Source organism: Enterocloster citroniae (assembly GCF_040545455.1).
In the GTDB taxonomy this organism is placed as follows: Bacteria; Bacillota; Clostridia; order Lachnospirales; family Lachnospiraceae; genus Enterocloster; species Enterocloster citroniae.
Window position 1 is genome coordinate 1 of sequence record NZ_JBEPLZ010000052.1, and the last position, 10,795, is coordinate 10,795.

25 protein-coding genes are annotated in these 10,795 nt (G+C 44.3%); 1 reads left to right on the forward strand and 24 read right to left on the reverse strand.

Going from position 1 to position 10,795, the window contains the following annotated elements:
• Positions 1-73: 73 nt before the first annotated feature.
• The 13 genes from ABID13_RS28130 to ABID13_RS28195 all read right to left on the reverse strand — a co-directional run bounded on the left by ABID13_RS28130 (position 74) and on the right by ABID13_RS28195 (position 4,773).
• Positions 74-436 carry a hypothetical protein gene (locus tag ABID13_RS28130; RefSeq protein WP_045093913.1) on the reverse strand — a complete coding sequence of 121 codons (363 nt, stop codon included), beginning with the start codon at positions 434-436 and terminating at the stop codon, positions 74-76.
• Positions 437-627: 191 nt separating this feature from the next.
• Positions 628-888, reverse strand: coding sequence for a hypothetical protein (locus tag ABID13_RS28135; protein WP_048930941.1), 261 nt, complete (start codon positions 886-888; stop codon positions 628-630).
• Positions 889-890: 2 nt separating this feature from the next.
• Positions 891-1,349 carry a hypothetical protein gene (locus ABID13_RS28140; protein ID WP_048930942.1) on the reverse strand — a complete coding sequence of 153 codons (459 nt, stop codon included), beginning with the start codon at positions 1,347-1,349 and terminating at the stop codon, positions 891-893.
• Positions 1,350-1,358: 9 nt separating this feature from the next.
• On the reverse strand, positions 1,359-1,691 hold the full coding sequence (locus tag ABID13_RS28145; protein WP_048930943.1) for a hypothetical protein: 333 nt from the start codon (positions 1,689-1,691) through the stop codon (positions 1,359-1,361).
• Positions 1,692-1,883: 192 nt separating this feature from the next.
• Positions 1,884-2,024 (reverse strand): hypothetical protein, encoded by a 141-nt coding sequence (locus ABID13_RS28155; protein ID WP_197092211.1) that lies wholly within the window; start codon positions 2,022-2,024, stop codon positions 1,884-1,886.
• Between the two features lie 29 nt (positions 2,025-2,053).
• On the reverse strand, positions 2,054-2,320 hold the full coding sequence (locus tag ABID13_RS28160) for a hypothetical protein (RefSeq protein WP_048930944.1): 267 nt from the start codon (positions 2,318-2,320) through the stop codon (positions 2,054-2,056).
• Positions 2,321-2,370: 50 nt separating this feature from the next.
• A complete protein-coding gene (locus ABID13_RS28165; protein WP_156200192.1) occupies positions 2,371-2,541 on the reverse strand; it encodes a hypothetical protein in 171 nt (56 codons plus the stop codon).
• Between the two features lie 219 nt (positions 2,542-2,760).
• Complete coding sequence (locus ABID13_RS28170; protein WP_048930945.1) at positions 2,761-2,988, reverse strand: hypothetical protein; 228 nt, start codon at positions 2,986-2,988, stop codon at positions 2,761-2,763.
• 87 nt (positions 2,989-3,075) lie between these two features.
• Positions 3,076-3,258 (reverse strand): hypothetical protein, encoded by a 183-nt coding sequence (locus ABID13_RS28175; protein ID WP_048930946.1) that lies wholly within the window; start codon positions 3,256-3,258, stop codon positions 3,076-3,078.
• 32 nt (positions 3,259-3,290) lie between these two features.
• On the reverse strand, positions 3,291-3,470 hold the full coding sequence (locus ABID13_RS28180; protein ID WP_143111247.1) for a hypothetical protein: 180 nt from the start codon (positions 3,468-3,470) through the stop codon (positions 3,291-3,293).
• Between the two features lie 215 nt (positions 3,471-3,685).
• Complete coding sequence (locus tag ABID13_RS28185) at positions 3,686-3,964, reverse strand: hypothetical protein (protein WP_048930947.1); 279 nt, start codon at positions 3,962-3,964, stop codon at positions 3,686-3,688.
• A gap of 204 nt (positions 3,965-4,168) precedes the next feature.
• Positions 4,169-4,339, reverse strand: coding sequence for a hypothetical protein (locus ABID13_RS28190; protein WP_156200194.1), 171 nt, complete (start codon positions 4,337-4,339; stop codon positions 4,169-4,171).
• Entirely contained in the window at positions 4,336-4,773 is a 438-nt protein-coding gene (locus ABID13_RS28195; RefSeq protein WP_048930948.1) for a DUF551 domain-containing protein, read from the reverse strand. The genes ABID13_RS28190 and ABID13_RS28195 overlap by 4 nt, the downstream gene beginning before the upstream one ends.
• Positions 4,774-5,117: 344 nt before the next feature.
• Between ABID13_RS28195 and ABID13_RS28200 the strand changes: the two genes are divergently transcribed.
• Entirely contained in the window at positions 5,118-5,585 is a 468-nt protein-coding gene (locus ABID13_RS28200; protein WP_048930950.1) for a cupin domain-containing protein, read from the forward strand.
• Between the two features lie 252 nt (positions 5,586-5,837).
• Here ABID13_RS28200 and ABID13_RS28205 read toward each other — a convergent pair whose 3' ends face one another.
• The 11 genes from ABID13_RS28205 to ABID13_RS28255 form a co-directional block, all read right to left on the reverse strand.
• Complete coding sequence (locus ABID13_RS28205; RefSeq protein WP_156200196.1) at positions 5,838-5,987, reverse strand: hypothetical protein; 150 nt, start codon at positions 5,985-5,987, stop codon at positions 5,838-5,840.
• Positions 5,988-6,010: 23 nt separating this feature from the next.
• Positions 6,011-6,184, reverse strand: coding sequence for a hypothetical protein (locus ABID13_RS28210; protein ID WP_156200198.1), 174 nt, complete (start codon positions 6,182-6,184; stop codon positions 6,011-6,013).
• Positions 6,159-6,377: a hypothetical protein gene (locus ABID13_RS28215; protein ID WP_048930951.1), complete on the reverse strand. Its 219-nt coding sequence runs from the start codon at positions 6,375-6,377 to the stop codon at positions 6,159-6,161. Before ABID13_RS28215 ends, ABID13_RS28210 begins: the two co-directional genes overlap by 26 nt.
• Positions 6,374-6,781, reverse strand: coding sequence for a LexA family protein (locus ABID13_RS28220; protein WP_082173991.1), 408 nt, complete (start codon positions 6,779-6,781; stop codon positions 6,374-6,376). The genes ABID13_RS28215 and ABID13_RS28220 overlap by 4 nt, the downstream gene beginning before the upstream one ends.
• A complete protein-coding gene (locus tag ABID13_RS28225; protein WP_242849301.1) occupies positions 6,778-7,647 on the reverse strand; it encodes an ATP-binding protein in 870 nt (289 codons plus the stop codon). Before ABID13_RS28225 ends, ABID13_RS28220 begins: the two co-directional genes overlap by 4 nt.
• Positions 7,544-8,266, reverse strand: coding sequence for a hypothetical protein (locus ABID13_RS28230; protein ID WP_053095373.1), 723 nt, complete (start codon positions 8,264-8,266; stop codon positions 7,544-7,546). Before ABID13_RS28230 ends, ABID13_RS28225 begins: the two co-directional genes overlap by 104 nt.
• A 12-nt stretch (positions 8,267-8,278) precedes the next feature.
• Complete coding sequence (locus ABID13_RS28235) at positions 8,279-8,638, reverse strand: putative PDDEXK endonuclease (protein ID WP_048930953.1); 360 nt, start codon at positions 8,636-8,638, stop codon at positions 8,279-8,281.
• Positions 8,638-9,006, reverse strand: coding sequence for a hypothetical protein (locus ABID13_RS28240; RefSeq protein WP_045091268.1), 369 nt, complete (start codon positions 9,004-9,006; stop codon positions 8,638-8,640). Before ABID13_RS28240 ends, ABID13_RS28235 begins: the two co-directional genes overlap by 1 nt.
• Before the next feature lie 137 nt (positions 9,007-9,143).
• Positions 9,144-9,449 carry a hypothetical protein gene (locus ABID13_RS28245; protein WP_048930954.1) on the reverse strand — a complete coding sequence of 102 codons (306 nt, stop codon included), beginning with the start codon at positions 9,447-9,449 and terminating at the stop codon, positions 9,144-9,146.
• Positions 9,442-10,026: a hypothetical protein gene (locus tag ABID13_RS28250; RefSeq protein WP_156200200.1), complete on the reverse strand. Its 585-nt coding sequence runs from the start codon at positions 10,024-10,026 to the stop codon at positions 9,442-9,444. The genes ABID13_RS28245 and ABID13_RS28250 overlap by 8 nt, the downstream gene beginning before the upstream one ends.
• A gap of 3 nt (positions 10,027-10,029) precedes the next feature.
• On the reverse strand, positions 10,030-10,704 hold the full coding sequence (locus ABID13_RS28255; RefSeq protein WP_053095374.1) for a hypothetical protein: 675 nt from the start codon (positions 10,702-10,704) through the stop codon (positions 10,030-10,032).
• Positions 10,705-10,795 lie beyond the last annotated feature (91 nt).

Consider the following 10,795-nt stretch of genomic DNA (forward strand, 5'->3'; position numbering starts at 1 on the left):
TATGGTGGATGCCTCTTTTAACGAATCTAGGTTATATAGTGCTCTCTGGCAGCGCGTACGCAATGACCTAGAATCAGTTTAAATCCCCAAAAAAATAATGTATGTCTGAATCTTGACTAGAAAATTCCATATACGGATTCCCTAATCTTTCTCTCACCCTCCGTACTACCTGGAGTAATGCCACATAATAATCTTCTTGAGATTCCAGCTCTGTCGGCTCCCACATGCATACATAATTCGCTATTGGGCCGCTCAAGTTACAATTTTCATACTTATCGCAAATATAATACGGTATACTTAATCTTGCATCTACACGCATTCCAGTTTCCTCATATACCGTTCGTGCTGCCTCAAGCCAGACCTCAATCAGGCTATCATTTGTAAACATTTCCAAGGGTAGTCCTCCAAAGACAATTGTGTATAACTTAACTAGCATATAACTCACCTTTTTAACTATCATATTCCTTTGAGGATCATTTATGAAAATGAAAATACAAAAAGGACACCTGCACAAACGTACAAGTGCCCCTCGAACCGTAATCAATACGGTTATCTCTGTTGAAGCGAAAGGGCGCCCACGCAATATACGAACACCCCTGTGAGAAGAAGAGATCTTGTTGCCTTGCATTAAGACCCCAGGCCCGAAGGACACTGGGGTACGTTCTTGTTGTAATGCCGGACATTGGAATTCTCAGCTTTGTGGCTTACCCCATTCTGGGACCAAACCCGGCTTGCTGCGCAGTGCCTGACGTACTTATCATGTACCGGCGATTCAGCCGCCAGGCTGTGACACCTGGCAGCCGCTATTTGAATGGGGGAGGATGCTTCTGCCCTCTGGCTTCCGCATGATAACATCTTAGCATGATTCAGGCGAACATGACCGAACATTTTTAAATTTCCTCAAAAAATCTATTATTCCTCACTCTGCAACTATCCTCCGTGAACTTCACCCGCCGCTTTGGCAACATGCGGTTCATAGCCTGCGCCACTTTCCACCATGGTAGCCCATCTATGTAATACAGCCGGAACATGATCCGCATCTCACTCTTCGGGATGGTCTGGATATACTCCTCCGCCTGACAGGTTAACTCCAACAGTTCTGCCTCCTTGCGCTCCAGGATCTGTCTGTACCGTTCTCTCAATTTTTGTTTCCGGTAATAATCCGGTACTGGATAGCCTGTAATCTTAATACTTCCAATCGTACCATCTGATCGCGTTCCCTTGACGGTATCTGATACCTGATGAGGCCCTTCCAAGAATCTGTCCAGCTTCTTAATCCGCTGTCTTATGTCCTTTATCTCCTCTTTCATCTCGCAATATTGTATCAGCACCTCCTTGTCCATCGGCATCACCTCCCATCACTGCATGTCAATCTCAATGTCGCATTCATCTTTCAGCACCGCCCTGATATCATCCAGCGTGTACAATCCTTTATCAAACTGCCGGTAAAACTCCAGGCAGTAGTCCACAAAGCGTTGTTCCCGGCTCTTACCATCCACCTCACGCCGGATCAGCTGTCCGAAGTGATCCTTAAACATCAGAACCGGGATTCCCAGCATCAGGAGAAAGGCTGTCTCTGCCGCATCATGGGTGGCCTCCTGTTTCATCCCCTGCATCTGGTCCCTGGAAAGATTGTATGTAGGCTGCTTTCTGTTCTGACGCTCTAAGCGGCGTCTTTCTGCTCGGGTCATAATATCGTCTCACTCCCTTCGGTGGCTCCCTCAGCTCCGGATCCGGGCAAGCCACTGTATATGTATAGGCCGGCATCCTGGCGGACCAAGTATTCGGTGGCGGTTCCTTGATAGCTGATTCTGCGGACGCTGCTACAGCTGATAGCCGCAATACCTTATTGGCCTTGACCTGTTTACTGTCTGCTTTCTTTCTCATAGACACCACTGCCTCATTACGTCCGTTACCACCTTAAGAACCTGTACTGCAAAGGTTAATCCTATATAAAATCCCACTCCTACGATGACGCCAAAGCTGTACCATTCCAGTACTTTTTTAATACACTCCCTGCACATCTCCTGCTCCTCCTTTCGTACCATAAATATCAGTTTTCAGAAGAAGTCTTCTCCGCTTCTTCGCGTGTCAGAAAAATACTTTTACCAAACCTTGAAACGGGAGAAGAACCAGACATTCCGTAACCTTCATACTCCATGTACAGTTCTTCTGTCTCACGTTCATCCTCAAATTCTTCTTCATCTTCTCCCATTATCCGCCCTATACGGTATCCAATCACCCGCTGCGGATACCGTGGAAAATCTGCCTCATACACCACTGACCCTATCTCTACTGGTAATTCTATTGTTTTTCCCATACTATCTTCCTTCCTCCGGTTCGCCCGGAAAATGTTAATACTGCTGATTATCAGTTTACCGAAAAATGCCAGCCACTCCGCGGACGGTCAAAGAAATCCCTCTTGATAAGTTTGTACGCCTTGTCAATAGCTTCCTCCTCACTGTTAGCTTCAACCGTTTTGGTTCCGCCGTGCAATTCCCACATTCCCGGCTTGCTCTCATAGTGCACTGTGTATTTCATAATTTCCTCCGGTTCTTCCAGAAATGCTAATTCGTTGTATCTTTAAAGAACAGACCTTCATCTGTCATTACAGTGTCTTGTGCTTCATAGTGTTCCAAGTTTTCGCACCATTTGCTGAGTCTTAAATCTGGCCTGCATTTTCCTTCTACGTTGTTGGTGCAGTTTGTCAATACACACGGTTTGTTTGTCATTTCCATATATAACCTTCTTTCTCAAATGCTAATTTAACCATGCTACTACTCTTGTTTTGCATACATCAGAGTCATTAGTCCAATGTGCTGCAGGTCTATTTTTCCATTTTGTAAAAACACCTATATCAAAATATGTATACGGTTCACCATAGTATTCGGTTCGCACAACAACAGTATACTCATCTGATATTTTAATATTTTCCCCCATTGTACCTATCAGTTCTGGCGGATCATTGTCATCTCTCATTATCCACATACTTCACCTCTTAAATGCTAATAGGACTTACACTGGGGAGCAGACCTACCGGTTGCAGTCTCCTATGTATCCCCAGATGCCTAAATGTTAATCTTCGTATGGTTCTATTTTCAGGTATGTTATCCCCCGGATTGTCCCGTTCCCTATTAACACATCAGATGCTGTCAACATCCCCGATATATCTGCACTTTCTTCCTGTCCTATATCTGCCAGGACAATATCGTCTGGCGGCGCTTTTTTCAGCAGTTCGATTAATTCCCTTACCGTCATTGCTGTCTCCTTCCGAAAACATTTATTTACAATTACTCCTTATCTCGACAAGAATCTAATACCCACCGATTCATGTCAAGGATATAGGCCCATTCCACATCACCATCCTGCCACTGAATTAAACATTCATGCTCCTCAATTTCCAAAACACTAAAACATGTAACCTTATCATTCATTATGGCAGGATATTTTTTTCCAATCATGTATTCCATACTCATAGCCCCTTCCCATGGAAAATTCTAATTATCTATTGATGAACCACAAATGCCGAACCTTCTTGCATTTTTCGCAGTAAAATTCATGAGCGGTCAAAGCAACACGAAATTTGGTTCCGTGAAATAATACAATTCGTTCTGCCATGCAAATGGATTCCGGGTAATGCGTTTTTATACACTTACTTTTTCGCACCCTGTACCTCCTTTAAATTCTAAACTAGTTCGCTTAATGCATTTAGAAATTTATTAAGTTTTTCATCAGCATCTAATAATTCGCATTCAAGAGCCTCTTTTGCTGCTTGTGGCGAAATTATCGTGGATTTTTTGCAGCATCCATTTTCTGAAATTTCCACATATATAGTTCTGGCACGCACCTCTCTTGTATTTCCAAAACATAAGTCTCTTGTGTCTTCCAGTTCTTTTTTCCTTTTTCTCAAATTATCTAAAATATGTTTAATTTCAATGGCCTGTTCAAGCGTTTTTTCGGTCACTCCATGCACCTCCAATGCTAATCTACCGCCTTATAAATAAAAGGCAAAAACAAAAGTCCCATAATGTCGTCAACTACTCTTGGCTGTATCTGGTGGTATATTAACAGCTCTAATCCCTGCCAGACTAACGCAAGCACTATGTACCACCAACACGTTTTTATAATCCTGTCCATGATTTCTCCTAAATATTAATACTGCTGATTATCAGTTTACCGAAAAATGCCAGTCACTCCGCGGACGGTCTGGAAAATCTCTCCGAATAAGCCTATATGCCTTGTCGATGGATTCTTTTTTGTCATCAGCTTCAACTGTTTTTGTTCCTCTGTAGACTTCCCACATTCCCGGCTTGCTCTCATAGTACACTGTGTATTTCATAATTTCCCTTCCTCCGGTTCTCCCGGAAATTTTAATTTCTCTGGCCTATACGGTTCTGGCAGCGGCATCCAAGCGTTGATATCTTTCATTGGGTGATTGAGATCCGTTGGAGTTATATGCCAGCTTTCCCCATGCGGACCATACCAGGCTGTTAATATCCAGCCATCCCTCGTGCAGACTAAGACATCTTCTTTTGCCTCTGGGAGCTGCTCTGCCACTGGAATCCATACAGGTACATCCTTCTGGTAAGCATCACACCAAATATCCCATTGCTCGCTCGCACGTTTGAGCCTATCCAATAATACCGGGATTTCACACGGCTCCAGGCCGGTATCCTCATAGGCAGCTAATCTTATCATCGCATCACGAAATCTATCATGACGTATGCTTACCTCAGTTTTTTCCTCATTAATCCAATCTGTTAATCTCTCCATACCGTAGTTCCCTTCTTAAATCTTAATTTTCCCATCCGAATCGCTCATGCCATTGTCGTTCTGGCGACAACGACTTAAATGCCGCCAAGCACAACTCCCTGTCTGATTTATCACGATATCTAGGCACCGGCTGAGCAAAAGGGCAGAAAACCTTATCTGATAAATCATCCTGCTGTAACTGCACACACCGGCTGCACTGAAACGCTTTCATTCTGCTTTGTACCTCCTAAATCCTAAATATTGCTTATCTCAGTTTTGATTTGTAACAATATTTATCATTAAACAACATTGTCATTGAACTACTTTTTTCATATAATATTGTAAAGAATGCCTAGGAGAATAAAATGCTTAACAATCAACATGCTAACCCGCCTTCCTATCCCAGATTCCAATCAAATGTGGTGACTGATTATGGCCCAAATCCGTTTATTATCGATATCGGCAATGCCACTGTGAATAACGACACATTTCGCACTGCCTTATGGACAGGTAACAACTTGCAGCTTACTCTGATGAGCATACCAGTTGGTGAAGAAATAGGTATAGAAGTGCATCCGGACAATGATCAATTTTTGCATATTGAATCTGGCCACGGTGTTGTCCGAATGGGTAATCAAATGGACCGTTTAAATTTTCAACAACCAGTCTTTATAGATAGCGCCATATTCATTCCGGCTGGAATCTGGCACAATATAGTAAATACTGGCGATATCCCATTAAAATTATATTCTATCTATGCACCGCCTCACCATCCCTGGGGTACCATTCACCAAACTAAAGCTATCGCAGAAGCAAATACAAATCATTATTAATTACCACCTCGTCAGTTCTACAAAAAGGGCTGACGGGGCTTTGTTTTACCATGCTACCTCCAGGAAATCCTAATTGTCCTTAAAAATCTCCTCGATTGCGTCTTTGTCCTCCTGGTCCTGTTTAGCCTCCATGTAGCATGTATCGCATAATATAGGACCGCCGTGTATATCTGTCCTTTCGCAACAATCACCGCTGCCGCACATTTCGCAAAAAAACATACTGCTCCTTCCCGATTTTCCGCCGTTAAAATGTTAATTCTCCTCTTTCACGATTTCATCATATATTTCGTTAGATACTTCTATAATTTCTTCTACGGTAAACTCTTTATCGTTCGGATATTTATTAAATCTCCTAAGGAGCCTGTCCATCCCCTCTATCATTAATCGCTGCTTATCATTCATAAATTTCCTTCTCAAATAGCGATTTAGCCTACAATATACTTACAATCAAATAGCCATTTCATAGCTTTTAGAATAGACTGTTTTGTAATACAATTATGGGTTTCTCTCTCCAGTACCATATGTATTGCAGTCAGTTTTTCCTGATCCGTATACTGCGGGTTTTCAATATCCTCAAATATCTTTAAATCTATTCCCATGTTCATCCTCCTTTGCTTCATACAAACGCTGAGCCATTTTCTCTTTTTCGGATAAGGTGATGGCCTCAATCATATAGGCAAAAGAAATTTGACCGCGAATCCATGGCAAGTTTGCTCTATAGATAGGCTTCTCTGAACACCAATGGTCAACAAGGTTAAAAATTGTTTCCCTGACACGCTTTTTATTCATCATGGCTGATCCTCCTCTAAATCTGTGTTTACGACAATAGTTATCGTCCTTGGATATCCATCAATATAATCAATCAGTCCCAGTTTGCGCATTTCTTTAAGGTTACTGTTTATGGACGCCGGTGATTTGAAACCTGTACCATTAGCAATTTCTCTGAAACAAGGTGGATAACCATGCTGTTGTATGTATGAGTTAATATAATCCAGTATTAATTTATGCCTATCTTTTATTGCTAAAGTTTGCTTTGGCCTCCGTTCTGGTATAGCACATGCCACCGTTCGATCATATGCCGGACGTAAAAATGCATCTGTCATTGGAGATGGATGTCCCTCCATATCTCTGATAGATGCCATCCACTGACGTTCAGAGTTATTGCTATACTGATTCCGGATCTTATTATTGATCAATCACATGCCCCTCCTTTTATCCCTTTTATAAGAGCCTTTTGGTTCTGCTCCGCGATCTGCTCCCGGACCGACTCTTCCGGGAACGGAAGTTGAAACGTCCGTTCCCTGATCCGATTTGTGATCCGGTCATCATAGCGCAAATCCGGCAGGCTCATATTGCTGGTAAAAAACGTGATCAGCTTGTCCTGGTACCGGCCATTAATGATGCTGTAGAACCGTTCTCCTATCCAGTCCTTTGGCAGCTCTGTCCCAAAATCATCTATGATCAGTACCTGCACGGTTGACAATGCTCTCAGAAGGTCGCTTTCACTTCGGGTTCTGTCATCCCATGTGGCCTTAATCTCATTCACGATCTGCATTGATCCGGCAAATTTAACCTGCATTCTGTAAACATGGATCAGTTCATTGGCTATACTGGCGGCCATACGAGTCTTACCTGATCCTTTTGTTCCGGAATACAGATACAATCCCATCCCACGCTCTCTCATATCATCCAAATGATCCAGGTAATATTTGATCGCAGCGCAGGTGTCCTTAATGATCCTCCGGCTGTCCTCTCTCTGGTATACTCCCAATCGGAACGAGCGAAGGTTCAGGTCCTTAAATGCCTCCGGAATACTTGCAAACTGCAGCTTATGCTCCATGATCTGGCGTTCAACCAGCCCACACTCACAGCGTTTTCCATACTCTCTCCCCTCTTCGTCCCGCCAGTATATCCAGCCGCTTCCATTGCACAAAGGGCAGTTTTTTACAGAACAGGTTTTAGAACCCGGTAAATCCCTCCCCGGCGCCGCTGAGATAGCCATCACTGTACGTTCTTCCCTTCCGGCCTGTATCCGGGTGATCATTTCCTGCAACGGGTCCACCTTCGATTCCTCCCTTTTTCCTCTGCTCCCAAGTCCTCACCGCTGCCTTCCAGTCCTTCATGTGGTTTTTACCGATCATCCAGCCTTTGGACTGGTAGTAATCAACAAACTGCCCGGCGTCAATGCCATTGTTCCGTTCCTGACAGTATGATCCCACTGCCGATACCGAAGGAGGAATGAAGCGTTTTTCTTTGGATACGTTAGTATCCTTCTTATTGTTTTGTTTTTGTTTATGTTTAAATATGTCTGCGCTTTGTACTTCGCTTTCTACTACTGGAAATACTTCGTTTTGTACTACTTGATATACTTCGTTTTGTACTACGCTTTTGAAAGTGAAATATACCATCTTATATTTGTTGGGGCTTCCTTTTCTGCCCTTTTGGTAGACGATCCGGCCAGCCTTTATGAGTTCGTCCCTCGCCTTTATAAATGTGGCTTCTCGACCCATTGACATGGCTGCCATCAATCTCAGGTTATCTACTATAACCCACTCGCTCCACCCGCTCCGGTTGAATAGGTTCATCATCTTGTACCATAACAACTGTGACGGGATCGGTAAGTAGTTAGTTTCGAGCCATCGTTCAAAGGCTATGATCTCTGCCAGATAATTTACATCCATGTAGGCCATCACCTACCTTTCCAGCATCCTTCCTGAATCCCATTCTCTATACTGCTTGATCCAGTCCTCCAGGCGCATTGTTACCATCCATCCGCCACGGTTGCGGCGGTGGAATACAGCCGGAAGAATTTCATCGTTAAAAGGGAGCATTTCAGCTTCCGCATCATTTACAGACTGGTCCATAGCAGCCTCCAGGTTTAGACGCTCCACTCTCTTGCATTCGATGTGTATGCCCGGCAGACCTACTACATCGGCATCTCCGCTGGCTCCGCAATACTGCTGCCCTCTCCGGCAGTCATATCCATATTCCTTCAGCAGCCGGGCAAGTTCTCGTTCCCCTCGCTTACCTTTTTCTCTTTGAGACCTTCCCATCAAATACCTCCCGCGCCAAACATGTTGATCTGCCCTGGCATATCTCTTTTCTTGTCATGAGCCACAAACCTCCTGGCGCCTCTTGTGGAGTATTTCATGGACCTCATGCGCCTGTCCTGCTTCGCAAGCCATACAGCCGCTTCCTGACGCCCCTGCGGGGTTGAATCAGGAATGTAATAGCCATCTCCATTATCCAGGTTAAGGATCACCTTGTCGTAGCGCAGCGCTTCTATTGCTTCGCGTATGCGCCTGTCTCTATATCCTGTTATCCTGCTGAGTTCTGCCCTGCTTATGGCGTTTTCCCTGCCTACGCCCAGAGCATTATAAACAGCGCTTTGGATAATTCCTAAGTTTTTTATGTATCTCAATTCAATCCCTCCTTTCGGGCCGGGTAAAGGAGGTTTGATAGGTCCCGGCCCGTGATCAGAAAGTATACCGTGACATATCGCAATCTGACCGTTACTCATTACCGTTGTATGTATCAGCCTATATGGCGTTGATACCTCTAATCTAAATAATTACGTCCAAACTCCTGCCGGAATTGTTCCCGGCTGCCATAATGCGCTTCATAGTATTCTTGGGCCATCCGCTTAAGCTTGTCATCAATCTGCTGGTTCTCCGGCGTGGCCTTAAAACTGGCCCCATTCGGATGCAGATCATACCGAAGTGGAATCACAAACCCCCGATTTTCTGATTTCTCCTTGTATCCTTGCCGGCCCTCAAAAATATGATGCCGCTCCACATATGGACTGCCAGAAAAATAGCAATGATCCATGTCCTCGGTAAATACACTCCATAATCTCTTAGCCATCCTGCTCCCTCTTCCTACAGTTCTGATCATACATCTGCATCATCCGTTGGATCTCCTGAGGAGGAAGTGTCTCTATCCCCAGATCACGGCATTCTGATACAAGTCCGTCAATAAGTTTGCTCATTTCAGAAGTGTCGTAAGTGCTGGAACCGCGTAGCATGACGTATGTACGGAATTGTGTGCCATCAGAAGCAACCTTTACCTCCGTGGTCGGCTTGATATGGTAAGTTTCAGCCTCCAGTGACCTGTCCGCACCTTTATCATCGTCCGGCACCACAACATATATCAGATGGCCGTCCATCTCTTCCAACTGCCCATATCGGCGGAGCATAAGGTTGTGTGCCCGGTTCTTGGATATATCGGATGCCTCCGATAATTTGGTCAACAACTGCCAGTAATATGCATTGGCATCCAGGCTACGCTTCTTCCGGTATTGCTTGGCTACTATGTTAAGCAGTTTGCCACGGATATCTTCCAGTTGTCCCGTTATGTCCTGGTCCATCTCAAAGGTCAGCAGGAATTTGCCTGTTTCCCAGTTACGGGCGATATCCTTTAGGATCCCTTTGCTCTCCATCAATCATCACCCCTTTGGATCATTCCAAGGAAGTCCACCTTCCTGCATGTCATCTGGTGGTGCGGTCGCGCTTTCTTTATCTGGCTTCCGCTTCAGCTTATTGATTGTTTCTTTAGCTTGGATCTTCGTCATGCAATGGATATCCGTTAATCCATACTTTGACAAGACATTCTTTATTCCGATTCCAGTCCGTTTCAATTCCAGAAATATTTCGTTAACCTCCGATTTGGTAATCAGATCAGGATTTTCTTCCCTATTGTATTTAGTCCGGTCAGATTCCCAGTACACATCTGCACCAATTCCAAGCTGCTTACACGCTACCGATATAGCATCTGTGGTTGCCATCTTATAGCATTCGTCAGATACATAGATCCCAGACTTTTCCTTTGCAGCAAACATGCTGCCACCGTTACCTGGGATTGGTTTGGACCACTCTCCACCAACCTTTATATATAATTCGATATCCACAAAAGCCGCTATCTCATTCCCTGATGTTTCTAACCACTTCCGTGTCGGAATATAGTACCATCCTATCCCACATGGCCCGAACTGCTCGGTCAGGACTTTTATTCGCCACATAGGGTTGATATCGGTCATACCGCTGGTACGACCTCCTTTAATGGTCTTCTTGGCATTGTCAGGGACAGAACGGACACTTTCATATAAATCAAGATTCTCCATCTTCATCCTCCCTCATAAGTGTTCCAACTATATAGATAACTGCCTTTTCCAGTTCCTCCCTGGCAGGGCTGCCTATCTTCAAATTGCATTG